The organism is Thermococcus thermotolerans (genome assembly GCF_024707485.1).
GTDB lineage: Archaea > Methanobacteriota_B > Thermococci > Thermococcales > Thermococcaceae > Thermococcus > Thermococcus thermotolerans.
This window is the reverse complement of record NZ_CP102602.1, coordinates 1,996,283-2,018,554: the sequence shown is the minus strand read 5'-3', so window position 1 is coordinate 2,018,554 and position 22,272 is coordinate 1,996,283. Positions and strand designations below refer to the sequence as shown.

Annotated in this window: 31 protein-coding genes and 1 tRNA gene; 22 read left to right on the top strand and 10 right to left on the bottom strand. The window is 54.5% G+C overall.

Annotated features, from left to right (window positions below):
• Window positions 1-10: 10 nt before the first annotated feature.
• Both NUS69_RS11405 and NUS69_RS11400 read left to right on the top strand, forming a co-directional pair.
• Complete coding sequence (locus tag NUS69_RS11405) at window positions 11-1,216, top strand: MFS transporter (RefSeq protein WP_258083825.1); 1,206 nt, start codon at window positions 11-13, stop codon at window positions 1,214-1,216.
• Entirely contained in the window at window positions 1,206-1,535 is a 330-nt protein-coding gene (locus tag NUS69_RS11400) for a hypothetical protein (protein ID WP_258083824.1), read from the top strand. The genes NUS69_RS11405 and NUS69_RS11400 overlap by 11 nt, the downstream gene beginning before the upstream one ends.
• Before the next feature lie 340 nt (window positions 1,536-1,875).
• On the opposite strand, the gene NUS69_RS11395 is transcribed toward NUS69_RS11400, so the two are convergent.
• Window positions 1,876-1,963 (bottom strand) — tRNA-Leu (locus NUS69_RS11395).
• Between the two features lie 102 nt (window positions 1,964-2,065).
• Between NUS69_RS11395 and NUS69_RS11390 the strand changes: the two genes are divergently transcribed.
• The 4 genes from NUS69_RS11390 to NUS69_RS11375 are packed head-to-tail and all read left to right on the top strand — an operon-like array spanning window position 2,066 to window position 4,626.
• Complete coding sequence (locus tag NUS69_RS11390; protein WP_258083823.1) at window positions 2,066-2,365, top strand: DUF2178 domain-containing protein; 300 nt, start codon at window positions 2,066-2,068, stop codon at window positions 2,363-2,365.
• Window positions 2,366-2,369: 4 nt separating this feature from the next.
• A complete protein-coding gene (locus NUS69_RS11385) occupies window positions 2,370-2,567 on the top strand; it encodes a helix-turn-helix transcriptional regulator (RefSeq protein WP_258083822.1) in 198 nt (65 codons plus the stop codon).
• Window positions 2,568-2,587: 20 nt separating this feature from the next.
• On the top strand, window positions 2,588-3,361 hold the full coding sequence (locus NUS69_RS11380; protein WP_258083821.1) for an ABC transporter ATP-binding protein: 774 nt from the start codon (window positions 2,588-2,590) through the stop codon (window positions 3,359-3,361).
• Window positions 3,343-4,626 (top strand): ABC transporter permease, encoded by a 1,284-nt coding sequence (locus NUS69_RS11375; RefSeq protein WP_258083820.1) that lies wholly within the window; start codon window positions 3,343-3,345, stop codon window positions 4,624-4,626. The genes NUS69_RS11380 and NUS69_RS11375 overlap by 19 nt, the downstream gene beginning before the upstream one ends.
• A gap of 8 nt (window positions 4,627-4,634) precedes the next feature.
• Here the strand turns inward: NUS69_RS11375 and NUS69_RS11370 are convergent, their stop codons facing one another.
• A complete protein-coding gene (locus tag NUS69_RS11370; protein WP_258083819.1) occupies window positions 4,635-5,048 on the bottom strand; it encodes an RNA-binding domain-containing protein in 414 nt (137 codons plus the stop codon).
• Between the two features lie 71 nt (window positions 5,049-5,119).
• On the opposite strand from NUS69_RS11370, the gene NUS69_RS11365 reads away from it, so the two are divergent.
• Window positions 5,120-5,929 (top strand): ZIP family metal transporter, encoded by an 810-nt coding sequence (locus NUS69_RS11365; RefSeq protein WP_258083818.1) that lies wholly within the window; start codon window positions 5,120-5,122, stop codon window positions 5,927-5,929.
• Here the strand turns inward: NUS69_RS11365 and NUS69_RS11360 are convergent.
• Together NUS69_RS11360 and NUS69_RS11355 are read right to left on the bottom strand one after the other, a co-directional pair.
• Window positions 5,915-6,472 (bottom strand): dephospho-CoA kinase, encoded by a 558-nt coding sequence (locus NUS69_RS11360; protein ID WP_258085135.1) that lies wholly within the window; start codon window positions 6,470-6,472, stop codon window positions 5,915-5,917. The genes NUS69_RS11365 and NUS69_RS11360 overlap by 15 nt on opposite strands.
• Before the next feature lie 45 nt (window positions 6,473-6,517).
• Window positions 6,518-8,698 carry an ATP-dependent DNA helicase gene (locus tag NUS69_RS11355; protein ID WP_258085134.1) on the bottom strand — a complete coding sequence of 727 codons (2,181 nt, stop codon included), beginning with the start codon at window positions 8,696-8,698 and terminating at the stop codon, window positions 6,518-6,520.
• Between the two features lie 134 nt (window positions 8,699-8,832).
• Between NUS69_RS11355 and NUS69_RS11350 the strand changes: the two genes are divergently transcribed.
• Window positions 8,833-9,078 carry an Lrp/AsnC family transcriptional regulator gene (locus NUS69_RS11350; RefSeq protein ID WP_055430162.1) on the top strand — a complete coding sequence of 82 codons (246 nt, stop codon included), beginning with the start codon at window positions 8,833-8,835 and terminating at the stop codon, window positions 9,076-9,078.
• On the opposite strand, the gene NUS69_RS11345 is transcribed toward NUS69_RS11350, so the two are convergent.
• A complete protein-coding gene (locus tag NUS69_RS11345; protein WP_258085133.1) occupies window positions 9,079-9,426 on the bottom strand; it encodes a signal recognition particle protein Srp19 in 348 nt (115 codons plus the stop codon).
• Between the two features lie 57 nt (window positions 9,427-9,483).
• On the opposite strand from NUS69_RS11345, the gene NUS69_RS11340 reads away from it, so the two are divergent.
• From NUS69_RS11340 to gltA, 4 genes are all read left to right on the top strand, one after another.
• Complete coding sequence (locus NUS69_RS11340) at window positions 9,484-10,122, top strand: DUF257 family protein (RefSeq protein WP_055430164.1); 639 nt, start codon at window positions 9,484-9,486, stop codon at window positions 10,120-10,122.
• Window positions 10,103-10,864 carry a tRNA (adenine-N1)-methyltransferase gene (locus NUS69_RS11335; RefSeq protein ID WP_258085132.1) on the top strand — a complete coding sequence of 254 codons (762 nt, stop codon included), beginning with the start codon at window positions 10,103-10,105 and terminating at the stop codon, window positions 10,862-10,864. The genes NUS69_RS11340 and NUS69_RS11335 overlap by 20 nt, the downstream gene beginning before the upstream one ends.
• A gap of 172 nt (window positions 10,865-11,036) precedes the next feature.
• Window positions 11,037-11,903, top strand: a complete 867-nt coding sequence (locus tag NUS69_RS11330; protein ID WP_258083817.1) for a sulfide/dihydroorotate dehydrogenase-like FAD/NAD-binding protein — start codon at window positions 11,037-11,039, stop codon at window positions 11,901-11,903.
• On the top strand, window positions 11,903-13,345 hold the full coding sequence (gltA, locus tag NUS69_RS11325; protein WP_258083816.1) for an NADPH-dependent glutamate synthase: 1,443 nt from the start codon (window positions 11,903-11,905) through the stop codon (window positions 13,343-13,345). Before NUS69_RS11330 ends, gltA begins: the two co-directional genes overlap by 1 nt.
• Before the next feature lie 32 nt (window positions 13,346-13,377).
• On the opposite strand, the gene NUS69_RS11320 is transcribed toward gltA, so the two are convergent.
• From NUS69_RS11320 to gcvH, 3 genes are all read right to left on the bottom strand, one after another.
• Window positions 13,378-14,466 (bottom strand): AAA family ATPase, encoded by a 1,089-nt coding sequence (locus NUS69_RS11320; RefSeq protein WP_258085131.1) that lies wholly within the window; start codon window positions 14,464-14,466, stop codon window positions 13,378-13,380.
• A 245-nt stretch (window positions 14,467-14,711) separates the two neighbouring features.
• A complete protein-coding gene (locus NUS69_RS11315; RefSeq protein WP_258083815.1) occupies window positions 14,712-15,050 on the bottom strand; it encodes a DUF7132 family protein in 339 nt (112 codons plus the stop codon).
• A gap of 73 nt (window positions 15,051-15,123) precedes the next feature.
• Window positions 15,124-15,528, bottom strand: a complete 405-nt coding sequence (gene gcvH, locus NUS69_RS11310; protein ID WP_258085130.1) for a glycine cleavage system protein GcvH — start codon at window positions 15,526-15,528, stop codon at window positions 15,124-15,126.
• Between the two features lie 192 nt (window positions 15,529-15,720).
• Here gcvH and NUS69_RS11305 point away from each other — a divergent pair, with 192 nt between their 5' ends.
• From NUS69_RS11305 to NUS69_RS11270, 8 genes are read left to right on the top strand one after another with little or no spacing between them, the layout of a single operon-like run.
• The gene (locus NUS69_RS11305) at window positions 15,721-16,326 is read left to right on the top strand and encodes a Na+/H+ antiporter subunit E (RefSeq protein WP_258083814.1); all 606 of its coding nucleotides are present in this window, start codon (window positions 15,721-15,723) and stop codon (window positions 16,324-16,326) included.
• Window positions 16,302-16,571, top strand: coding sequence for a monovalent cation/H+ antiporter complex subunit F (locus tag NUS69_RS11300; RefSeq protein ID WP_258083813.1), 270 nt, complete (start codon window positions 16,302-16,304; stop codon window positions 16,569-16,571). The genes NUS69_RS11305 and NUS69_RS11300 overlap by 25 nt, the downstream gene beginning before the upstream one ends.
• Window positions 16,564-16,878: a monovalent cation/H(+) antiporter subunit G gene (gene mnhG, locus NUS69_RS11295; RefSeq protein WP_258083812.1), complete on the top strand. Its 315-nt coding sequence runs from the start codon at window positions 16,564-16,566 to the stop codon at window positions 16,876-16,878. Before NUS69_RS11300 ends, mnhG begins: the two co-directional genes overlap by 8 nt.
• Complete coding sequence (locus NUS69_RS11290; RefSeq protein WP_258083811.1) at window positions 16,859-17,089, top strand: hydrogenase subunit MbhD domain-containing protein; 231 nt, start codon at window positions 16,859-16,861, stop codon at window positions 17,087-17,089. The genes mnhG and NUS69_RS11290 overlap by 20 nt, the downstream gene beginning before the upstream one ends.
• The gene (locus tag NUS69_RS11285) at window positions 17,086-17,328 is read left to right on the top strand and encodes a hypothetical protein (RefSeq protein WP_258083810.1); all 243 of its coding nucleotides are present in this window, start codon (window positions 17,086-17,088) and stop codon (window positions 17,326-17,328) included. Before NUS69_RS11290 ends, NUS69_RS11285 begins: the two co-directional genes overlap by 4 nt.
• Complete coding sequence (locus tag NUS69_RS11280; protein WP_258083809.1) at window positions 17,325-17,726, top strand: Na(+)/H(+) antiporter subunit B; 402 nt, start codon at window positions 17,325-17,327, stop codon at window positions 17,724-17,726. Before NUS69_RS11285 ends, NUS69_RS11280 begins: the two co-directional genes overlap by 4 nt.
• The gene (locus tag NUS69_RS11275; protein WP_258083808.1) at window positions 17,719-18,009 is read left to right on the top strand and encodes a cation:proton antiporter subunit C; all 291 of its coding nucleotides are present in this window, start codon (window positions 17,719-17,721) and stop codon (window positions 18,007-18,009) included. Before NUS69_RS11280 ends, NUS69_RS11275 begins: the two co-directional genes overlap by 8 nt.
• Window positions 18,006-19,508: a proton-conducting transporter transmembrane domain-containing protein gene (locus NUS69_RS11270; RefSeq protein ID WP_258083807.1), complete on the top strand. Its 1,503-nt coding sequence runs from the start codon at window positions 18,006-18,008 to the stop codon at window positions 19,506-19,508. Before NUS69_RS11275 ends, NUS69_RS11270 begins: the two co-directional genes overlap by 4 nt.
• Here NUS69_RS11270 and NUS69_RS11265 read toward each other — a convergent pair.
• Window positions 19,491-19,898, bottom strand: a complete 408-nt coding sequence (locus tag NUS69_RS11265; protein ID WP_258083806.1) for an ACT domain-containing protein — start codon at window positions 19,896-19,898, stop codon at window positions 19,491-19,493. The two genes, NUS69_RS11270 and NUS69_RS11265, sit on opposite strands and share 18 nt — an antisense overlap.
• A gap of 78 nt (window positions 19,899-19,976) precedes the next feature.
• Here NUS69_RS11265 and NUS69_RS11260 point away from each other — a divergent pair, with 78 nt between their 5' ends.
• Window positions 19,977-21,125, top strand: a complete 1,149-nt coding sequence (locus NUS69_RS11260) for a cation:proton antiporter (RefSeq protein ID WP_258083805.1) — start codon at window positions 19,977-19,979, stop codon at window positions 21,123-21,125.
• 166 nt (window positions 21,126-21,291) lie between these two features.
• Window positions 21,292-21,765 carry a pyruvoyl-dependent arginine decarboxylase gene (locus NUS69_RS11255; protein ID WP_258083804.1) on the top strand — a complete coding sequence of 158 codons (474 nt, stop codon included), beginning with the start codon at window positions 21,292-21,294 and terminating at the stop codon, window positions 21,763-21,765.
• Here NUS69_RS11255 and NUS69_RS11250 read toward each other — a convergent pair.
• Window positions 21,759-22,256 carry a hypothetical protein gene (locus NUS69_RS11250; protein ID WP_258083803.1) on the bottom strand — a complete coding sequence of 166 codons (498 nt, stop codon included), beginning with the start codon at window positions 22,254-22,256 and terminating at the stop codon, window positions 21,759-21,761. The genes NUS69_RS11255 and NUS69_RS11250 overlap by 7 nt on opposite strands.
• Between the last annotated feature and the right edge of the window lie 16 nt (window positions 22,257-22,272).

Here is a 22,272-nt window from a genome sequence, read left to right as displayed (position 1 = left end):
AGGGATAAACATGGACAAACGGTGGAGTTCAGTCCTGCTTGACACGTTGGTCATGACCGCCGGCTTCGGAACCCTGACCATGATGGCGGTCGCAAAGCCAGATGTGATAGCCCACTTCGGAATTGGAAGTGCCGAGTATGAGTGGCAGCACATAGCTTACGTTTTCGGCCTCTTCATAGCATTCCTCCTCGGACACACCCGGATATACGAGGGGAGCTTTAAGAAGAGCGTGGCCATAGCGCTCAGCTGGGCGGCCATAGCTCAGGCGCTCATTCCAATCGCACCCAACTGGTACACCGTCGTCTTCCTCAGGTTTATCCAGGGTTTCGTCGTCACGCTCGTGCCGCTCTTCAGCACCCAGATAGCACACTTCTTTGTTGCCGAGAGGCCCTTCGCCAAGGGCATAATCCTTTCGGGCATCTTCTGGGGAGGTGTCTTTGGAAGCATAAGCGCCAAGTACGCGGTCGGAGCCTTCGGCTGGAAGGGCGGCTTCTGGGTCACGGTCATCATAATGTACGCGGTTCTCGTCCTTTGGTGGCTCTTTACGGAGGACTTTGAGATAGTCCACAAAACAGAGGGCGGCCAAAAGATAAACGTCTGGAAGATGCCCTTCACATGGGTGCTCGGTCTTACTTTCTTCCCCGCTCTGTGGATTATATTTACAATTGTAGGGTTCTCAGCGTCCCTCGGCTATGAAATCGGCTGGACAAAGGAGCATGTGGCAACACTGAGCACGAGTCTCAACGTATCCAAAGCCCTCTGGAGCATAGGTATGGGATACATGGGCTATCTTCTCTCCAGGAAGAACCCGAGCGCCAAGGGGCTCTTCAGGGCCATCGTTCAGGTCATGATATTCTCCTACGCGGTGGCTTTCGTCGGTCTCCTCATCTACGGAAAGGCAATGCTCGCCGGAAACTACACCCTAGCCCTCGCCTCGGTCGTCCTCATCGGCGCCCTCCAGGGAACCGGGCCGGCATTCTGGACCAGTGCACCGGCGACGTATCCAAAGAGCATCTTCCCGAAGGCCAGCTTTGCCCTCGGACTCATCTCGAACTCAGCCAACGTCATAGCCCCGGGACTCACCGACGCACTGGCAAGACAGAGCATAGGGCTTGCCCTCGGGGAGCTGGCGGTAATGCCTCTCCTCGGAATCCTGACGCTGGTCGTCGTATCCAGGATGAGGCTCCCGGTGGAGGAGCTGGGCGATGAGGCCTAAACCCCTCATCGTTTCCTTTTTCGTTCTTCTTGCGCTCTTTTTCTACGGGATAGCGGCGATGAGCTTCGGAGAGAGGTATAACTTCCCGGGATACGTTGTGGTCGGGAGCATACATCTCCTCTTCGCATACGGGGTTCGGATCGGCCACGAGACAATCGTAGACCTGGCGGCGTACATAGCCCTGCTCGACCTGCTCTTTGGACTCCTCTGGGTGATGGTGGGACTTTCCGTTCCGGCGATAACACTAACCCTCCTCTCGGCCCTGATCCTCTTCGTCCTGATGGACGAGGAGGTAAGAAGCGAGCTCAAAATGCCGTGAGCAACCTTTGCTTGCGCAAAGCTTGACCAAAGAAACTTTGCGGGGCAAAGTTTCATCAAAGTTCGTGATTCCTGTGATAGGAAGCTTTTTGGTGAGTGTTTGCGCTTTCCAATAGCCCCGTTGGATGTGTGAAATTCCTCAAAGTTAAGAGCCGTTACCATTAGGTTCACACTTTCGCGCGCTCCGAAGGAGCGCTTTTTAGAGGAAACCCCGTTAATAACCCCCTAAAGAGAATTTCCCTGAGAAAATAGCCGTTGGAAAGTGCAAACGCTCTCAGAATCACAGTTGGGAGAAGAATCACACACTTTTGATCAAACTTTTGCGGAGCAAAAGTTTGTAATGGTGCGGGGGCGGGGATTTGAACCCCGGAACCCCTACGGGACGGGACCCTAAATCCCGCGCCTTTGGCCAGGCTCGGCTACCCCCGCGCGGTTTTGAGTTATTTCCAGCGCTTTAAAAACTTTGAGGGGAAAGGCTTATAAGGATGTAAAGGAAACTTTACGTAAAGGAAACTTTACATGGTGATGTGAATGAACGAACTCGTCCTAGTCATACTGGTCGCCCTGCTCGGCGGGGGACTCTTGGGCTATTTCATGACCCGGACGATGGTGGAGGGCATTGGGGTCCCTCCAGACGAGAGGGCCTTCGAGATAGCCAAACTCTCGGCGGCGAAAACTCTGGAGCTGGTTCTGGCGGTGGACATCGTTGCCCTATATTACTCGTGGCTCGTGATGAAAAACGAGACGTGCACCAACCTCGCCGTCCTGATATTTGCCACAATTTTCTTCGGGAACCTGGTATTCAAAGCCTATTACGCCAGGAGGATGTGAGCCCATGAAGAATCGCCTGCGCGAGCTGAGGGAGGAGCTGGGCATAACCCAGGAAGAGCTGGCGAAAGCCCTCGGCGTTACGAGGCAGACGATTATAGCCATCGAGAAGGGCCGCTATGACCCATCGCTGAGGCTGGCCTTCAAGATAGCGCGCTTTTTCAACAGGAAGATTGAAGAAATCTTTATCTATGAGGAGGGTTAAAGGCGTTGGGAGGGCTGAAAATGCCCATGGTTGAAGTTCTGAATCTGGAGAAGGACTACGGAAAGGTAAAGGCCCTCAGGGGGATAAGCTTCTCCATCAACGAGGGTGAAATCTTCGGGCTCATCGGTCCGAACGGTGCGGGAAAGAGCACGACCCTCAAGATACTATCAACGCTTCTCAAACCGACTGGTGGGAGTGCGAAGATAGACGGCCACGACGTGGTTAAGGAGGCCGATAAAGTCAGGGAGATTATCAGCTACCTGCCGGAGGAGGCCGGCGCCTATAAGAACCTGACGGGCTACGAGTACCTCCAGTTCATGGCCCGGCTCTACGCCAAGGACGAGGGGAAGGCAAGGAAGATGCTTGAGCTGGGAATAGAGCTCAGCGGGCTGGGAGAGAGGCTGTACGACAAGGTGTCGACGTACTCCAAGGGAATGACGAGGAAGCTCCTCATAGCCAGGGCGCTCATGGTGAAACCCAAGCTGGCGATACTCGACGAACCGGCGAGCGGATTGGACATAGTCAACGCCTACGCGATAAGGCAGACGATAAGGCGCTTCGCGAGGAGCGAGGGAGTCACGTTCCTCATATCGAGCCACAACATGCTTGAGGTTGAGTTCCTCTGCCACAGGGTGGCCCTGATAAACAAGGGCGAAATCATCGAGGTGGGAACTCCAAAGGAACTGAAGGAGAAGTACGACGCGGAGAACCTTGAGGAGGTCTTCATGAGGGCAGTAGGGGCGAACATCAGCGAGCCAATAGGGGGTGAGGGCGGATGGGCGACTTCTGGGTGATGGCCAAGAAGGAGCTGTGGAACCTCTTCAGGGACAAGAAGCTCGTCTTCGGCCTCGTGGTCGTCCCGCTTATACTGCTCCCGGTGATGGGAAAGGCCGTGAACATCGGCATGGAGCAGGCACAGGGGGAGACCCAGGTCACGATAGTCAACTTCGATGAAGGTGCCTACGGAAATCTGCTGATAAAGGCCTTAGAGGTTGCCCCCAACGTAACTGTTACGGTGGTTAACGCAACGACGCTTGATGAGGCCATTCAGCAGGCCATCCAAAAGGAACAGAACGTTCTCGTGGTGATCCCTCCCGACTTCACCGCGAAGCTTAAGGTCAACGAAACGGCCACAGTTGAGATATACGGAATTTTCACGACCATAGGCACTGGCATAAAGGAGAGCGTCAGCGAGGGCAGGATAAACGCGGTTTTGGGAATACTCAGCGATGAAATAGCCCGGATAAAGGTGAAGAACCTCGGAGCGAGCAACCCCGACGCCATACTCCAGCCGATAAGGACCGAGAGCAGGTCCGTCATAAACAACCGTGTCGTGGACATCTCACCCACCGCGGTTTCAAGCGTTATAGCGGCTCAGGCGTTCACGATACCGCTCATAGTCTTCATGATGGTCATGATAACCTCTCAAATGGCAGCTGGAGCAATAGCGAGCGAGAAGGAGAACAAGACGCTGGAAACGCTCCTCACCCTTCCGGTGGCGAGGACGAAGATAGTCGCTGCCAAGATATTCGGAACGGCCATGATGGGTCTCGTTGCGGCCATAGCTTACATGATAGGCATGCGCTACTATATGAGTTCCTTCGGACTTGGCTCCGGCGGGGTGAGCCTTGAAGATCTGGGCCTGGTCGTCACCCCAACGGGGGCACTGATGTTCGCCCTGGTAGTGTTCCTGACGATAATAATCGCCCTCAGCCTGGCCATGATAGTGGCGACCTTCGCCGAAGACGTGCAGAGCGCAACGACCCTCGTGAGCGCGGTGATTCTTCCGCTGGCGTTTCCGGCTTTCCTGCTGATGTACACCGACATCAACGACCTCCCAGCCCTCGTCAGGTACGTCCTGCTGGCGATACCCTTCACTCATCCGGTGATAGACTACCGCTATGTGCTCCTGAGCAACTACACCCCGCTGATCATGAGCACCGTTTACCTGGCAGTGCTGGCGGTTGTTATACTCTACGCCACGGCATGGCTGTTCTCCACGGAGAGAATCCTCACGGCACAGGTCAGCTGGGGCAGAAAGAAAAAAGCCGCTGAATAGTTTCTTTTTTACTCTATTGGCACGCCGTCCCTTGTCCTCGGCGCGAGCCACTTCATGAGCCTCTGAGGGTCCTTCGTGCGGATTATTATCGTTATTGGGCCGAGAGGGCTCTCCTCGTTGAAGTTCACCACACCAGCGTAGGCAGCCTGCTTGTTCACCTTCACAATTATCTCCTCACCGAAGTAGCCCTCCTCAAGGAAACTCCTGGCCGTGTCGAGTATGGCCTGTCCGCGGAAGAGCTCGTAGAGTCTGCTCAGGGCCTTTCTGTTCCTCGTTTTGCCTGTCAGAATGATGTAATCGCCCCTATCAAAGGCCTCAAACTCAAGTCCCGGAATCAGGTTCAGCATCGCCCTCCTGACCTTCTCGATATCCTCCGTCGGATAAACGTAAGCCTCAACCTCAACTTCCTCAAAGAGCTCCATATTCTCACCCAGAAGAAGCTCGCGGGAAGGCTTATAAACCCCACCGCCCAAATAGTTAGGGTGACCTAATAGTGTTAGAAAACTTCGTGGCAAGCCTCGCGGAGTGGATACTGGGCATCTCGAACGGCGAAATCATGTGGGTTGCCTTCTATGCCGGACTTTTCGTCGCACTCATGACATCCCTCGGTGCCATGGTAGCCATATTCTCGAAAAGCCTCCCAGAGGGAGGCGTTGACTTCGCCCTCAGCTTCGCCGCCGGAGTTATGATAGTGGCGAGCTTTACTTCCCTCATCCTGCCGGCGATAGAGAGCACCGGCTCCTTTGCACCTGCAGGAATAGGAATAGCCCTTGGGGTGCTGCTCATCTACGCCATAGACCGCTTCCTCCCCCACGAGCACCTCGTCAAAGGCTACGAAGGCCCTAAGTCCATGAAGGACAAGCTGAGAAAGGTCTGGCTTCTGGTTATAGCGGTGATAATCCACAACCTGCCCGAGGGCCTCGCTGTTGGAACGTCCCTCGTCTACAACCTTGAGGTCGGTCTGGTGACCACCCTGGCCATCGGGATTCAGGACTTTCCCGAGGGAACCGTTGTTTCCCTGCCCCTGGCCACGATACAGAAGAAGCGCCTCCAGCCGATAGCGATGGGCGTGCTGAGCGGCTTCGCCGAGATGGCCATGGTCCTCCTTGGGGCGTACTTCTTCAGCATCTTCAGCTGGATGCTTCCCTACGGCCTCGGCCTGGCGGGCGGGGCGATGCTCTACGTGACCGTGAAGGAGATGATCCCCGAAATATACAGGGGGAAGAAGAACGAGACCCTCATAACCCTCGGGTTCTTCCTGGGCTTCTATGTGATGCTGTTCCTGGATTCAATGCTGGGTTAGAATCCTGTCTACCAGCTCCTTTACCCTTTTATCGTACTCGTCCTTCGTTCCGTCGTTCACTACCATGTGGTCTGCCATTGCTATAACGTTGCCTATGCCGAACTTAAGCTCCTTCCAGTCCCTTTCCTCGAAGTCCTCCCAGGTTTGGGGGTCGTCGTGTCTTCCCCTGGCTTTGAGCCTCTCGAAGCGGAGCCTTGGAGGTGTGTGGACTGCAATGATGACTATCTCCTCATTTGGGAAGGCGCTCCTGAAAGTGCCAACCTCGTCGAGGGACCGGACACCGTCAATGACAACCAGCGTGCTCTTTTTCAGGAGGCTCTTGACCTTCTCGACGGTGAGCTTTGCAACCGCGTTCTGTCCGAGTTCCTGCCTCAACCGTATGCTGACCTTGGCAACGTTTTCCTTGGTCAGCTCCAGGCCGCGCTTTGCCGTCTCTTCCCTCACGACGTCCCCCATAGAAACGCTCGGAAAGCCTCTCCTCTCGAACTCCTTAACGATCTTGCTCTTTCCCGAACCAGGCATTCCAGTCACGATGATTATCATAGTGCCCACGCCAGAGTAAAAGGGCTGGATTTAAAAGCTTGACCCTCACTTAAGGAAGTCATCGAGGGTTCCTTTCCGGGCCTTTTCAGCCTTTTTGGAATCCTTTTTAGCCCCCTTGGGGAGTTCCACGCCGAAGTATCGGAAGAGCCCCTCGATAACCTTCATTCCGATTCCCTCGACCTCCAGAAGGTCTCTCACCTTGGCGCGCATTATGTCCTCCTGCGTCCTGAAGCCGGCGTTGTAGAGCGCCCTCGCCCTCTTCCTTCCGATGTTGGGCAGTTTAACCAGCTCAAGGAGTTCCTCCCTAACTCCGTGCCTCAGCCTCAGGTGCAGGTCTCTCAGATAGTCCAGCACGTCTTTCTCAGGCTCAAAGAGCTTGTAGAGTTCGATGAGCGAATACGTCAGCCAGTCCGCCAGCTCCAGAATCCTGTAGAGGTCACCGGGGTCTATGCTGTACGTCTCGTATATCCTCGCCTCCGGAACCTCGTTTATCCAGTCGAGGAGGATTTTTGCGGTCTTTATCTCGCCGAGGAAGGTCTGGAACCTGTAGTCCTCGTAGTAGGGGATGTTCGTGTACAGCTTCTCCTCGAACTCGTATGCCAGGTCGAGGTAGTCCTCCATCTCCCGTTTCCTAGCGTTCAGCGTCGCCATGTCCGGCGTCGAGGCTATCAGCTGGAAGATTCCGAAGGGGTTGGGGTTCCTCTCAAGCTTCGGGAAGGCGTCCTTGAACTTCTTCGCCGTCAGCGGGTCGATGTAGAGCTGGGAGGTGCGCCTTCCGAAGGGGAGGGCTATGAAGCGGTCGTTCATGTCCATATCAACGAACTCGTTTTCGATTAGGAAGTAGACTATGTCCTTCGCCTTGTACTCTATCGAGCTCGTGTCCTTCCTCTGGTGGAAGTAGAAGGTCTTCTCAAGGAAGCCTATCAGCTCTCTGAAGTTTGAAACGCCAAAGTTCGTTATTAAAGCCAGAACCTGACTCCTGAAGGCCTGCTCGTTGGCGAGCATCGAGAACAGCTTTTCCGGCTTTCCGTGGATGTACTTATCCATCAGCTTCCTTGGATCTTCAGTTCTAGCTACGATAATCGCTTCTCCTATCTTATCGTATTTCGGCCTTCCGGCGCGCCCCATCATCTGCTGTATCTCAAGGACGGGTATGTCCGTCCAGCCGAAGCCGGCGTAGCGCTTGGTGTCGCGGATTATAACACGAAATGCGGGCGTATTGACGCCGGCGGCAAGGGTGGGGGTAGCCACGATTACTTTTATCAATTTAGAGCGAAAGGCATCTTCTATCATAGTCCTCTCCGCTCTACTCAGGCCGGCGTGATGGAAGGCGACTCCCCCCTTGATGGCATTTTTGAGCTTCTCGTTGGTCGGGTTCTCCTCAAGGGAATCCGCGAGCTCCTTGAGCTGCCTCGTTTCAGGCTTCGTGAGAAAGCGGGCTATCTTGGTTGACAGCGAGACAGCCTCTTTTTCCGCCGAGCGCCTTGTATTGACGAACACAAGCGCCTGCTTCCCCCTTTTGACAGCATCGACCGCCAGGCCTTCCCAGTTTTCGGGGTAGCGCTCCCTCTTTCCGTCCTCCCAGATGAGCTCCCCGAGGTGAAAGACTCCCTTCCTCAGTTCAACCGGCCGCCAGTCGCTCACAACTAGCTCCGCGTTGAGCCACTCCGCCAGCTCCTCGGCGTTTCCAACGGTCGCGCTCAGAGCCAGAATCTGGGCCCTGTCGAGCATGTGGCTGAGAATCATCTCCAGCGTTGCCCCCCTGTCGTAGGAGCCTATGAGGTGAACCTCGTCGGCAACGACCAGCTTGACGTCCCTTATCCAGTTTGAGCCGTGTCTCAGGAGCGAGTCGAACTTTTCAGAGGTGGCGATGATTATGTCGTATCTCCCAAGCCACTCGTCGGTCGAGTCGTAATCGCCGGTGGTTGCCGCGACCCTTATTCCCAAACTCTCCCACTCCTTGAACTCACGGTACTTTTCTTCAGCCAAAGCCTTCAGCGGAACGAGATAGATGGCCTTGCCACCCTCCTGGAGGAGCTTGTTGACCATAACTATCTCGCTTACAAGCGTCTTTCCGCTCGCAGTGGGGATGGCGAGGACTAGGTTCTTCCCATCGAGAACCCCGCTCTTAAGGGCATCCGCCTGGGGCGGATAGAGTTCCTCTATGCCCCTCTCGATTATGAGCCTTTTCACGCGTTCGTCAACCGGGAGTTCATCGACCTTCATACCAATCACGAAAACTCCGAAGGGCACTTTATAGGTTTTTGGTTTCAGCTTGAAAACCCCAGAAAGCCCTACGAAAAGCTTAAATGAGATGGTCGGCTAGATAAAGACGTAAAGCCTTTCAGCGGTGGTGGAAAATGGTTAGGTCGTACGTTTTATTGACTGTGGAGATTGGAAAGGTCGAAAGCGTTATAGACGCCCTAAAGAGAATCCCGGGCGTTATAAGAGCCGACGCCGTCACCGGCCCCTACGACGCGATAGTCCACATCGAGGCCAAGGACCTCGGAGAACTCACCAGAAAAATACTCCACGACATACACAACATCGACGGTGTTATAGACACTACTACCGCCATAGTCGTGGAGATGGAAGAGGAGGAGTGATCACCTCTTTTTCTTCCTGGATTTGTGCTTCTTCTTGCCTTTGGCTTTAGCCTGGGTTTTCCTGATTTCCCTGATCTTCTGCCCCAGCATTCTGAGGCTCTTCCCCTTCGGGTGCTTGCTCTCAATGCGGAGCATTCCCCTGAGGCGGTACTCCTCATCAAGGCCGGCCAAACGGGGGTTGAGCTTTGACTCGTCGATTTCAACTATCTTCATGCCAAGTGCCCTGGCGGCATCGGCTATCTCGTGAATCTTAGGGCCCTCAACCGCGAATTCCTTTCCTATCACCCGTCCGTACCGTCTGCTGAGTCTGGAATCCAGCTCGCTGGGCCACACTACGAACCGCTTCATCCCTTTCACCTGACAAGGTTTAAAAGATGAGCGTTAAAAACCCTTTTGGTGAGTCCTATGGAGACCTCTGTCTTTGAAAAGTACCTCTTCGGAAGGGCTGAGAGGGGAGACACAGTTCTTATCGAGTACCCACCCACGTATCCTCTTGGAAAGTTCTCATGGGGATTCCTAATACCCAGCCTCATCGAGAGGGGCGGGGTTGTCATAGGTGATTTCTTCGGTATAGGTGACCTCCTGTTCAGGAACTACATACGCAGGGTTTCAGGCAAAGAGTACTCCGATATAATCGAGCTCATAAAGAAAATAAAGGTCGTTAAAATAGGCCCCGGCTCCGCCAGCTACGGAGAGGTCATAGAGGAAGTTGTCCCTGTCTATGACTCCCACAGCTTCCTCAAGAACTACCACACCGTCGTCAACAGGATGACGCACTCTCCCACGAAGCCGGAATACTTCGTAACGTTTGGACTCTCACACTACGTCCACTTCGGCGGGGACGAGGCAATGAAGGCCATAATGACGGGAATAAGCACCATCCCCATGGAAGACTGGGTCGGAATCCACTTCCTCAACGTGGACGTTCTCAGCAGGGTTCACCTGGCTATGCTGGAAGAAATGGCGTCGATAGTGTTCCAGCTGTCGGACGAAGAAGTTATTGTAAAAAAGGGTGGTGAGGCGTTTGATTCGGGAGGGGGATAGGGTTCTCCTTATCGACAGACGGGGGAAGAAATACCTCGTAAGGGCCTCGGAGAGGGAGTTTCATACCGACCTGGGGATACTCAAGCTCGGCGAGCTCATCGGAAAGGACTATGGAACCTCGATAACCAGTCATAGGGGAGAGGAGTTCCGCGTTCTGAAACCGGACATCAACGACATCATAGCAAAGATGAGGCGCGGGCCCCAGATCGTTCACCCAAAGGACGCGGGCATAATCATCGCCTACGCAGGCATCTCTCCGGGAGACACCGTCATAGAGGCCGGTGTTGGGAGCGGTGCACTCACAATTTTCCTGGCAAACATCGTCGGGCCGAGCGGAAGGGTCATCAGCTACGAGGTAAGGGAAGACCACGCCGAGATAGCCAGGAAGAACGTCGAGCTTGCCGGCTTCTCCGACAGGGTAACGATAAAGCTCAAGAACATCTACGACGGCATTGATGAGGACTACGCCGACCACATCGTCCTCGACCTGCCCCAGCCGGAGAACGTCCTTCCCCATGCGGTCGAGGTGCTCCGCCCCGGTGGCTACTTCGTCGCCTACACCCCCTGTATGAACCAGGTTCACCGCTTCTTCCAGGCCTTCCAGGAGTACAGGGAGGAATTTTATAAACCGAGGGTCGTTGAAGTCCTTGTCAGGGAGCACGAGGTCAAGAAGGAGTGCATGAGGCCAAAGACAACGATGCTGGCCCATACTGGATACATAACCTTCATCAGGAAGCTCTGATTCCTGTTCTTTTCTCGATTCCGATGTTATTCTGAACATTTTCCACAAAAATCACGGTTATGTCAAAATACTTTCGTAGTATTGAACCAAAGGTTAACAACAGATTTATAAGCACCCAAAGTTGTGAACCATTAGATGTCCAACTTTGAACCCATGCACGGAGGTGTTCATCGTGTATAAAATCCTGGAGAAGAAAGAAATCGCCATGAGGAATACGTGGTACAAGATTCACGCTCCCCACGTGGCCAGGAAGGTTCAGCCCGGGCAGTTCGTCATAGTCAGGGCATTTAAAAACGGCGAGAGGATTCCCCTCACGCCGGTTATGTGGGATAGGGAAGAGGGCTGGATAGTTCTCATAGTGTTCACCCGCGGTAAGACCACCGCAAGGATGGCGGCCGAGCTCAGGGAGGGCGATGAGATACTCAACATAGCCGGTCCCCTTGGAAACCCCGTCGAGATGAAGAAGTTCGGGAAGATACTCGCCATCGGTGCCTACACCGGAATAGTCGAGGTGTATCCAATAGCCAAGGCCTGGCAGGAGCTTGGAAACGATGTCACAACGCTCCACGTCACCTTTGAGCCTATGGTCGTCCTGAAGGGTGAGATGGAGAATGCCGTTGGAAGGCACATCCTTGAGACCGTTCAGATAGACATGACCAAGAGCTTCCCCGAGAACATGAAGAACGTGACAAAGAGGCTCACGGAGAAGGTGCGCGAGCTTCTCGAAAAGGAGCACTTCGACCTCGTCTTCATGGTCGGGCCGTCCGGCGACCAGAGAGCCGTTTTTGAGGTCGTTAAGGAGTTTGGCGTCCCCATGAAGGCCGACCTGCACCCGATAATGGTGGACGGAACCGGTATGTGCGGTGCCTGCCGTGTGACCGTCGGCGGCGAGGTCAAGTTCGCCTGCATAGACGGGCCCGAGTTCGACGCATACAAGGTCGACTGGGACGTCCTCATATCAAGGAGCGGCTACTACACCGACATGGAGATGATGGCGATGCAGGAGTACATGAAAGTCCTTCAGGGGGGTGGGCAGTGATGGCCGTCAAAAGGAGGATCATCAAGGAGCGCGTTCCCACTCCGGAGCGGCCGCCGGAGGAGAGGGTTAAGAGCTTCGTCGAGGTCAACCTCGGCTACACCTTTGAATTAGCGGTTAAGGAGGCCGAGCGCTGTCTGCAGTGTCCCTACGACTACGCGCCCTGTATAAAGGGCTGTCCCGTTCACATTGACATCCCGGGCTTCATAAGCAAGCTCGTTGAGTACCGCGACGATCCCGATAGGGCTGTTAAGGAGGCTCTTAACGTCATCTGGGCCTGCAACTCGCTTCCAGCCACCACCGGAAGGGTCTGCCCGCAGGAGGACCAGTGTGAGATGAACTGTGTCATGGGCAGGGTCGGCGACAAGATCAACATCGGTAAGCTGGAGAGGTTTGTGGCTGACTACGCCCGCGAGAAGGGCATTGACGAGGAGCTTCTCTTCGAGATGGTTCCGAGGATAGAGAAGAAGGGCCAGAAAGTTGCCATCATTGGAGCTGGTCCCGCAGGACTCACCGCCGCTGGAGAGCTGGCGAAGCTCGGCTACGACGTCACAATCTACGAAGCTCTCCACGAGCCCGGAGGAGTCCTGATGTACGGAATTCCGGAGTTCAGGCTACCGAAGAGCATCGTCGAGAGCGAGATTGACAAGCTGAGGAAGCTCGGCGTTAAAATCCTCACCGACCACGTCGTTGGGAAGACCGTCACGATGGAGGAGCTCATGGAGGAGTACGATGCGGTCTTCATAGCATCGGGAGCGGGAACGCCAAGGCTCGTGGATGCCCCGGGAATCAACCTTAACGGCATCTACACAGCAAACGAGTTCCTCACGAGGGTCAACCTCATGAAGGCCTACCTGTTCCCAGAGTACGACACACCGGTCAAGGTTGGCAAGAAGGTCATAGTCATCGGTGCAGGAAACACTGCAATGGACGCGGCGCGCTCAGCGAGGCGCTTCGGCGTTGAGGTCACCATAGCTTACCGCCGCGGTCCGGAGGATGTGAGCGCGCGCGTTGAAGAGGTAGAGCACGCCAAGGAGGAGGGCATTGAGTTCGTCTACTTCGTCAACCCGGTGGAGTTCATCGGCGACGAGAAAGGCAGGGTTAAGGCCGTTAAGTTCGAGAAGATGAAGCCCCTGGATGAGAGGGACGGCAGGGGCAAGAGGAAGATAGTCGGCACCGGCGAGTATGTGACTCTCGAAGCAGATACCGTCATCATCGCCATCGGAAAGCACCCCAACAGGCTCATAGTCACTACCCCCGGTCTCAAGGTCGAGCGCGGAAAGATAGTGGTGGACGAGAACCTCATGACGAGCATTCCTGGAGTTTTCGCCGGTGGTGACGCGATAAGGGGCGAAGCAACCGTTATTTTAGCTATGGGCGATGGAAGGCTGGCCGCAAAGGCCATCCACGAGTACCTCACGAAGAAAAGGGAAAGCAACGCCTGATGTCTTCTCTTTCTACTAATTTTCCGAAGGACTCACCGGAAGCACGCCTCCAGTATTGGATCAGGAATGTGGTAGTGGACGTTTCTGCCATCCTTGACCTTCTCAAGGAACGAAGAGTCAACGAGAGCCTTTAGTAACCTCGCCAGCACACTGTCCGCCACACTTTTACCCTCCTTTCTTTCGAGGTGTTCCTTTATTTCCTCCCACGTCCTCTTGCCATGGGCGATAGCCCTCATTACCTCGACGTACCGGTTCCTTGCAGCAGGCCTCTTTGATAGAAAGTTCTCGAATTCATCCATGGCAAGGGCCTTCGCCTCATCGAAAACATCGTCAATGAGCCTTTCGGAGAGCCCCGTTTCCATAGCTTTCCTGCCGAAGAGAACAAGCCATCCCACTATTCCATCGAGTCGCTCAACTGCGAGGCTTATGAGCTCGTCCGGGGGTGTTAATCCCACCTGCTCAAAGCCTTTCTGGAGGAACTCTCTGCTCTGTTCGGGTGTGAATCTCCTCAGGGAGATTTCATGGAAGTACCTGCCGTAGAGGGGAGCCTTGGGATCATCAACTCCAAGGTAGTCGTGGAGCAGGCCTACCTCTGAACCCGTCATGACCATTCTGAGGTCTGAGTAGTCGTACAGGTGGGCAATTAAGCCGGCAAACTCGCTCCCAACCGGTCCGCGGAGGTACTGAACCTCATCAAAAGCGAGGACGACATCGTACTTTTCCAGCTCACGGAAGAGCGCTATGAGGTCTGTTCTCTCCTCTTTCCAGGAAAAGCTCACCCCAAGGCTAAGAACCCGAAGACCGGCTATGTTTTTGAGCCCGGTTTTAATATCCTCCCAGAGGTTACGATTTTCGCGGAAGAAGCCATTGAGGGAGCTTTCTATTCTTTTATACACATCCATGCGTGAGTTGGGATTGACACCTCGGAAATCCACGAGAACGTAGGGGACTGCCAATTCGTTGAGACCCACCACGAGCAGGGAAGTCTTTCCAAGCCTTCTTATACCGGTGATGACTGTTAAGGGATTCCCGGAGGTGATTGACTTTTCAAACCCCCTCAGCTCCTCCTCCCTGTCATATAAATCCTCCCGCTTCCTCTTTGGTCTGATGTCAAAGTACATAACTACCACCCCAGTAGTTAACTACCGGGGCAGAAGTTATAAGGGTTTCGAGAGGTTTATCAGCACTGGGGAGTATAAGACACATCGGCGATGAGGAACTCCAGAGTGGCTGAATCGGGCATGCCGTGATGAGGGGCATACTGGCCGAGCCGCTAGGCTTTTAACATCTTTAAGGAGAGGGAAAAGCGAGCGATGAAGACCTCTAGGGTATCTGAGAAAAAGATGATGATGGTCAAAGCCTGAGCTCACTCCTCCATCTCCTCGATCTCTTCGAGCATCTCCTCGAACTTCTTGAAGTCCTCTGTCTTCGCCAGAAGCGTAACGAACTCGTCTATCTCGGACTTCTCAAGGAAAGCCCCCGCCAGGAGCTTCCCCGTATAGCGGTTGTTCTTTATCTCCCAGAACATGTAGAACTCGGGGAAATTCTCCTTTATCTTCCTGTAGGCAACGCCGTACTTTGAGTCCTTCAGCGGGTTCTGTTCGAGGTAGAAGTGGCCGGGCTCAAGCTCGATCATGTGGAGAACCGCTCCCCTCCTCGTTTTCACGAGTTTTACCTTGACATCCCACTCTTTGAGAACCTTCACGAAAACCACCGAAGACTAATGGGCGTCCAGATACTTAAGGGTTCCGAGCTGAGAAGAGAAAAGTTGGAAGGCCTCAAAGGCTCTCAAGGTACTCGGCGTAGGCCTTCGCGTCCATAAGCTCGCCGAGTTCCTCCTCAAGGTTGCTCGGCTTGAGCTTGGCAATCCAGTTCTCGTAGGGGTCCTCGTTGATGAGCTCCGGGCTGTCCTCAAGTTCAGCGTTGACCTCAACGATTTCCCCGCTGACCGGAGCGTAGACCTCGGAAACGGCCTTAACGCTCTCAAGCTCACAGAGAACCTCGCCTTTGCTGACCTCTTTACCGACCTCAGGAAGCTCGACGTAGGCAAGGTCGCCGAGCTCCTTCTGGGCGTAGTCGCTTATTCCGACGAGAACAGTCCCATCATCAAGAACCTGAACCCACTCGTGGTCTTTGGTGTAGTAAAGGCCTTCCTTGACCTTGTATTCCCCAACCTCAATCATGAGCATCACCGTTTTCATCTAAAGCCCCCGAGATTTAAACCTTTCCCCGGAAAAAGCTTAGCCGCAGGGTGGGGGAAGACCACCGAGGATGCATGGGTTTGGAGGCCGTTTTTTTCGAACTTGTTTTATATTTTTGGGCAACAGTTTTGCATCTGCAAAACCGTTATAACCTCTCAATCACTAAAATACCACATGAGCCGCGTCCCCTTTTACCTCAAGGAGAGGCTCGAAGGCCTGAGGGAGAGGGTTATCCACGAAGGGTTTGAGGCCTCAAAGCTCCCGCCCTGGGAGAGGGTCATCATAACGTGGGTCGTCCTCATGGCCTTCTGGGTGGTCATATCGGGAAGCTTCAGAGCGAGGGATTTGATCGTGGGCGCGGCCGTTACGCTGATGATAGCGGCTTTCATGCGCGACCTGCTCACGGAGGACATACGCAGAACAGGGCACATCGTCGAAAAGCTCCTGTACTTTGCGTTCATATACCTCCCCCAGTACCTCGTGATAATGGCCTTCAGGCTCATCGAGAGCAACCTGAAGGTGGCAAAGAACGTAATTTTCATGGACATCAATCCGGGGATAGTCAAGATAAAAACCGACCTTCACTCGGACACCGGCGTGACGATACTAGCCAACTCGATAACCCTGACCCCGGGGACGCTCACCCTTGACGTCAGCAAAAAGCTCGGCGAGACATACCTCTACGTCCATTGGATAGATTTGGAGACACTCAACCGTGAAAAGGCTGGAGAAAAGATAAAGGGGGACATCGAGGAATGGCTCAGGAAGGTCTTCTGGTGAGCGCGTTCTACGTCCTCGTCTTCACGGCAATACTGATAACCTACCGCGTGGTCAGGGGACCGACCCTGCCCGACAGGATAGTGGGCCTGAACACGATAACGACGAAGGTGGTCGTCATAATAGCGGTCGTTTCAGTCATCAGGGGCGAGTACTACCTTGTGGACCTCGCGATAGTCCTGCTGATGGTGAACGCCGTCGGCGGGCTTATACTCGCCAAATACATGGAGCGGAGAGGCCATGATTGAGATAATCCTCATGCTGTTTGGGGAGGCGGTCATGGTCTTTGGGGCGCTCGGCATTCTCCGCTTCCCCGACGTTTACACCCGCCTCCACGCGGCAACTAAGTGCGACACCGGTGGGGCAATGAGCATAATCCTGGCTCTAATCCTGATAATGGACGCTCCTGCCGTTGTGAGGGCCAAGTTCTTGGTACTGGCCTTCCTGATAGCGATGATAAACCCCATGGTGAGCCACGCCATAGCGCGCGGGGCCTACAAGTACGGGGTGAAGCCGAAGGTAGTGGTGGACATGTATGCTTGGGACAATCCTTGACGTGGTCTTCATAGCGATGATACTGCTGGCCGTAGCTGTCGTTGAAGAGAAGAACATGGTTAGTGCGGTCGTTAAATACTCCCTCCTCAGCCTGCTGTTCGTTCTAGCCCTATTCGAGCTTAAGGCACCGGATGTAGCACTCTCTGCGATAGTCGTCGGTGCGGTGGTTATAGGAGTCTTCCTCTTCACGATAGAGGAGGTGACGAGGTGAGGAAGGCCGCTCTGCTCCTGACCGTCGCCCTTGGGGCGTTCCTGCTTGGTCTGAGCTACTCCCCATCCTACGGCGGAAGCTACGCCTACTACGTCGCCAACTGGGGGGAGATTGGAATACCCAATCTGGTCTCGGCCATTCTGGCCGGCTGGAGGGCTTACGACAGCCTCGGCGAGGCGAGCCTTCTCTTTACCGCAGTCATAGGCTTCTACCTGCTCCTCGGGGGGAAGAAGAAGTGAAGATGAGCGTTGTTGTGAGGAGCACCACCAAGATGATAAGCCCGTTCCTTGTAACCTACGCCGCTTATCTCATGCTCTACGGTCATCTGAACCCGGGGGGCGGCTTTCAGGGCGGGGTGATTCTCGCGGTCGCGGTCATACTCCTCATAACATCCCACGGCTACAAGAAGGTCAGGAAGAAGTTCAAATTCAACTGGGCGAGCCTGATAGAGAGCTCGGCCGGGACGATGCTCGTCCTGCTGGGAATCGCCGGGGTGGCCTTTGGTAGCTTTTATGCCAACTTCCTCCCAACTGAAGGCGGCATAATCCTGCCCTTCAACGTCATCGTCGGCCTTGAGGTAGGAGCGGCCTTCACCTTCGTCTTCTACATACTGCTGAGGTGGGTTGAAAGTGATTAGCCCGGAGCAGGCGGGAGTTATCATAATGCTCATAGGGATATATGGCCTGATGGCGAAGAGGGAGCCGATAAAATTAGTGCTCTCCATAAACGTGGTCTCCCTGGGCTTAGTGCTCTTCTTCATCGGCCTGGCATACTCCCCGGGGAGGGACGTCCCGATAATGCCGACAAATCCGGTCGATCCGCTCCCGGCAACGCTGATGCTCACAACACTCGTCGTTGACGTTGCTATAACATCGCTCGCTCTGGCCATAATAATCCGCATGCGGGGGGACGGCTCGTGATACCTCTGATGGTGGCCTTCCCGCTCCTGTTTGGGTTCATAATCGTCATCCTGGACACCCTGCGGGCAAGGAAGGTTTTAATAAAGGGCGCATTCATTACCGGGGCGGTTCTACCGGCGGGAATATTCGTTCTTAACAATGGAAGGGCCGAGATAGTCGGAGGCTGGGACAGAGTAGCAGGGATAGAGGTCGGAATCGGTGGAATCAATGAACCTTTCATCGCGGGGGAGCTTATGCTCTTCACAGTCGTTGCCCTATATTCCATCTCATACTTCGATTTCAGGGATAAGAAGACACCCAAGGCCCTCGTCCTGTTCCTCCTGATGCACTCCGGCCTGCTGGGGGCCTTTATAGCCAGGGATTTCTTCAATTTCTACATCTACATGGAAATCGCCTCGGTTTCTGCCTTTGCCCTGGTGGCCTTCTCCGATGACCCCGGTTCGAAAAAGGCTGCCTTTAAGTACCTTCTCCTATCTCTCCTCGCCTCATACCTCTTCATCTTCGCGATAGGCCTGATATATATGGAGACTGGCTATCTCAACGTCGAGCTTGTGGCTGAGAACGCCCTCCCGAGCAGGGAGCTTAACGTTGCCCTCGGGATAGCCTTTGCATCGCTCCTCCTGAAGGCGGGCATATTCCCCCTCCACGGCTGGCTGCCAAATGCCCATTCCGTTGCTCCAACACCCGCCAGTGCCCTGTTGAGCGGGATAGTCGTGAAAGCCCCCGCGTACGGCATGATACTGCTGTTTTCAGCCCTGCCCGTTGGGGAGAGCCTGAAAACCGTCGCCTTGGCCGTGGCGGTTGCGTCGATATTCTTCGGCATAGTTATGATGCTCCCTCAGAGGGATGCAAAGCGCTTCCTCGCGTACTCCACGGTCTCCCAGATGGGGTACGTGCTCATCGGGGTAGCCACCTTCAACTTCACGGGGGCGGCTTACTATGCTCTGGCGCATTCCCTGGCCAAGGGGGGCCTCTTCCTGGGCGTCGGTAGTCTCGGAAGGAAGTCGAGGAAACTCGGGGAGTTCGGCTACAGGAACGCTCCGCTCATGGCTTTCTCTGTGCTCATGCTCAGCCTCGCCATAGGTGGAATTTCACCCCTGGTGGGTTCCTACGCAAAGGGGCTGCTCTCATCCAGCCTCCCCGGAGACTGGAACTGGCTTATCCCCCTCGGAACCCTTGGAACGATGATTGCATTTACCGGGCTGAACTACCACATGCTGGGAAGGGAAAGCCCGGAGATTAAACCATCATGGGAGCCCCCGAGCTTAGCTCTCGCGCTCCTTACCCTGGCTGCGGGCATATACCTCGGTGCGGGGCTTAAACTGGCCGACGTCATCTACATAGCCGCCGCGGTGCCCGGGTTCTTTGCGCTGAAAAAGCTGGGAATTCCTGAGGTAGAACTGGAGGTAAAAAGAAACCGCGTGGGGGAGGAGATAAACGTTCTGGCGGCGGTCTTTGTAACCTTCATGCTGACGGTGCTCCTACTCCAGTGGTCTTAGGGTGACCTCCCTAACAACGTCCAGCCCTTCAAGCTCCGCCCTAAGCTCTTCCAGCGTGCCGCTCATCCCACTTACGTCTATGACCGCAACTATCCCGGCCAGCTCTATGCCCTCAAGCTCCTCGGCCTCGCTGAAGAGTATGTTCGCCCCGTGTTTTCCAAAAAGCCCGCTTATCTTGGCAAGAACGCCGGGCTTGTCCTCCACTATGAGCTCCACTTCCACGAGCTTCTTTCCAGGGAGGGCTATTCTCTCCATGTGAACCTCGTTGAGGTCGGTGTCTATCTCCAGAAGGAAGTACGCACCCTCAACGATTCCCAGTTCGTACGCGTAATCCCTGGGAAGCTCCACCTTGCCGTTCTCCCTTATCCTCACTATCTCATAGTGCCTCATACTTAGAGCTATCCTCCCACAGAATAAAAGCCTTGCCTGGCGGAAGGATTATTAACCCGTCCCGAATAATGAACCAGCATGGAAATCATAGGGTACGTGTTTGTCATCATAGCCTTCGCAAGACTGCTCGCTGAAGGCTTTGAGAGGCTGGGCTATCCTGGATTTCTCGGTGAGATAACGGCAGGAATGATACTCAGCGCCGTCCTACTTGAGATGCCGAGGGACCAGATGCTCCTCATGGCCGAGCTCGGCCTGTTCTTCCTGATGATCTCGGCGGGTCTGGAGGTAACCCCTGAGGAGCTCCACTACGCCGGGAAGAAGACCCTGCCCCTCTACGTGGTCACATATCTGGTCATGCTGCTGGTCACGCTCCCCTTCACCGGGTGGGAGCTTAACTCCGACGCCCTCATCGTTGCGGCGATAATTTCAACGGCCTCAGCCCCCATAGTCCTGAGGCTCAAGAGGTTCTTCGGGGAGGACTTTATCCATGTGGCACTATCCTACGCGGTCATAAGCGAGATAATGAGCCTCTTCATAGTCTACGTTATGGTCAGGATACACGAAACCCCCGGGGACTACATGCCAGTCGTCGAGAGCATACTGAAGGATGCCGTCTTCATAGGCGTCCTCATGTACGTCAATTACATAATAGGAATAAAGCACAAGGTCATGATAATACGCTTCCTCCGCAGGCTCAAGAGCGATGAGGCGGTTTTTGGCCTCTTCATGGTACTCTCAACGTCTCTGGCATTCATCAGCGACGAGATAGGCCTTCACTTCAGCATAGGTGGATTTATGGCAGGTCTCATGATGCACAGCGACCTAGTCGGAACGAAGCAGTATGACAGGCTCACAACCATCGTCAGCGGCGTCACCTACGGCATCTTCGCCCCTATATTCTTCGCATGGCGCGGCCTCAACTTCGAGACCGAGCTGTCGTTCGTGGTAATAGAGTTCTTCGTCCTCGTGTACGCGGTAAGACTGCTCCTTTCCGCAGCCATCGTGAGGCATGGTGACGTTTCAACGTCAATCGTCAGGGGTGCAGGAATAGCCAGCTTCGGCGTCCTCGGCCTGCTCGTTGGTGAGATAGGTTTCGTTTCGGGTGTCCTGAGCCAGCACATGTACGCAATGGCATCCCTCGCCAGCGTCCTGGGAATCTTCACCTCCGCCACTCTGGGAAGGGCAGTCAACCGTTACCAGTTAAAATCCTCTGAAAGCGTGGCTTGAGGTGAGTTCGAGGGTAGGGGCGGTCATTCAATCCCGATAACGCCTGTAATTCCTCCTTTCCAATATAGCGAAACGTTTTTAAGCCCGGCTCTAATTAGCGAGTAGGCACACCTTCACTTTAGCCTATAATCGTCTAACGTGTGAGAAAAGAAAGGAGGAAGTCGAGATGAGCTGGACAACCCCCAAGAGAGCTTTTATCGGTGCCGCTACCGCTGAGGGAGGAACCAAGCTCAACGCCTTTGACAACGCACTCCTCAAGCTCGGCATAGGAAACGTTAACCTCGTCAAGCTGAGCAGTGTCATCCCGGCACACATCGAGTGGATCGAGGAGGTCCACGATGTCCCGATAGGAATGCTCCTTCCGACCGTTTATGCACACATCGAGAGCGACGAGCCGGGTATGACCATCAGCGCTGCCCTGGGGATAGGCATCAGCGAGGGCAACGAGGGGGGCCTCATCTACGAGTACTCCGGCTACTGCACCAAGGAAGAGGCGGAGGAGATGGTCAGGAAGATGGTGGAGGAAGGCTTCGCCATGCGCGGCTGGAAGCTGGCCGAGTTCAAGGTCGCGAGCGCAAGCATAACCGTGAAGGACAGGCCGGCGGCGGCAATAGCCGCGGTCGTGATGTTCCCCTACTGAAGCCCACCTACCCTTTTTATATCTCTCAGGACGAATCCCTTCTCCCGTTTCTCAAAGAGGATGTTGTATCTGGTCGTCCCAGAAACCGCCCAGACCTGAACGAACTCAGTCCCATTGAGCAGATACTCATTCGTCCACAGAATCTCAAGTCCTATGCTCTTAAGGAACTCCGCGGGAGAGGTTCTAAGGACGACCCTGAAGCGTGAATCGTCGAACGTCCTCTCGAAGAAGCTCATAATCTCCAGAAAGGCCATGTACGGGTTGGTATCCTCAACGGGATACATAAATCTGACAGAATCCCCGTCGTTAAATGCCAGCGGACGTCTGCTTCCGTTGAAGGTTATCAGAGAAAGCTCAACGTGCGGGCTATCCTCAGAGAAGAGTATCTCGCCCACAACATGTGGGACGCCGTACCTCATTCCTTCGTGTATCTCCGGCACAGAGTCCTCAAGGAACTTTAGGAGCTCCTTATGGACTTTCTTCCACTGCATCGTTAAACAGTAGTAT

Coding starts and splice junctions, on each gene's coding strand:
- NUS69_RS11405 (WP_258083825.1), top strand. CDS start 11: ATGGACAAACGGTGGAGTTCAGTCCTGCTTGACACGTTGGTCATGACC.
- NUS69_RS11400 (WP_258083824.1), top strand. CDS start 1,206: ATGAGGCCTAAACCCCTCATCGTTTCCTTTTTCGTTCTTCTTGCGCTC.
- NUS69_RS11390 (WP_258083823.1), top strand. CDS start 2,066: ATGAACGAACTCGTCCTAGTCATACTGGTCGCCCTGCTCGGCGGGGGA.
- NUS69_RS11385 (WP_258083822.1), top strand. CDS start 2,370: ATGAAGAATCGCCTGCGCGAGCTGAGGGAGGAGCTGGGCATAACCCAG.
- NUS69_RS11380 (WP_258083821.1), top strand. CDS start 2,588: ATGCCCATGGTTGAAGTTCTGAATCTGGAGAAGGACTACGGAAAGGTA.
- NUS69_RS11375 (WP_258083820.1), top strand. CDS start 3,343: ATGGGCGACTTCTGGGTGATGGCCAAGAAGGAGCTGTGGAACCTCTTC.
- NUS69_RS11370 (WP_258083819.1), bottom strand. CDS start 5,048: ATGGAGCTCTTTGAGGAAGTTGAGGTTGAGGCTTACGTTTATCCGACG.
- NUS69_RS11360 (WP_258085135.1), bottom strand. CDS start 6,472: ATGATAATCATCGTGACTGGAATGCCTGGTTCGGGAAAGAGCAAGATC.
- NUS69_RS11355 (WP_258085134.1), bottom strand. CDS start 8,698: ATGAAGGTCGATGAACTCCCGGTTGACGAACGCGTGAAAAGGCTCATA.
- NUS69_RS11350 (WP_055430162.1), top strand. CDS start 8,833: ATGGTTAGGTCGTACGTTTTATTGACTGTGGAGATTGGAAAGGTCGAA.
- NUS69_RS11345 (WP_258085133.1), bottom strand. CDS start 9,426: ATGAAGCGGTTCGTAGTGTGGCCCAGCGAGCTGGATTCCAGACTCAGC.
- NUS69_RS11340 (WP_055430164.1), top strand. CDS start 9,484: ATGGAGACCTCTGTCTTTGAAAAGTACCTCTTCGGAAGGGCTGAGAGG.
- gltA (WP_258083816.1), top strand. CDS start 11,903: ATGGCCGTCAAAAGGAGGATCATCAAGGAGCGCGTTCCCACTCCGGAG.
- NUS69_RS11320 (WP_258085131.1), bottom strand. CDS start 14,466: ATGTACTTTGACATCAGACCAAAGAGGAAGCGGGAGGATTTATATGAC.
- gcvH (WP_258085130.1), bottom strand. CDS start 15,528: ATGATTGAGGTTGGGGAATACAAGGTCAAGGAAGGCCTTTACTACACC.
- NUS69_RS11305 (WP_258083814.1), top strand. CDS start 15,721: ATGAGCCGCGTCCCCTTTTACCTCAAGGAGAGGCTCGAAGGCCTGAGG.
- NUS69_RS11300 (WP_258083813.1), top strand. CDS start 16,302: ATGGCTCAGGAAGGTCTTCTGGTGAGCGCGTTCTACGTCCTCGTCTTC.
- mnhG (WP_258083812.1), top strand. CDS start 16,564: ATGATTGAGATAATCCTCATGCTGTTTGGGGAGGCGGTCATGGTCTTT.
- NUS69_RS11290 (WP_258083811.1), top strand. CDS start 16,859: ATGCTTGGGACAATCCTTGACGTGGTCTTCATAGCGATGATACTGCTG.
- NUS69_RS11265 (WP_258083806.1), bottom strand. CDS start 19,898: ATGAGGCACTATGAGATAGTGAGGATAAGGGAGAACGGCAAGGTGGAG.
- NUS69_RS11260 (WP_258083805.1), top strand. CDS start 19,977: ATGGAAATCATAGGGTACGTGTTTGTCATCATAGCCTTCGCAAGACTG.
- NUS69_RS11255 (WP_258083804.1), top strand. CDS start 21,292: ATGAGCTGGACAACCCCCAAGAGAGCTTTTATCGGTGCCGCTACCGCT.
- NUS69_RS11250 (WP_258083803.1), bottom strand. CDS start 22,256: ATGCAGTGGAAGAAAGTCCATAAGGAGCTCCTAAAGTTCCTTGAGGAC.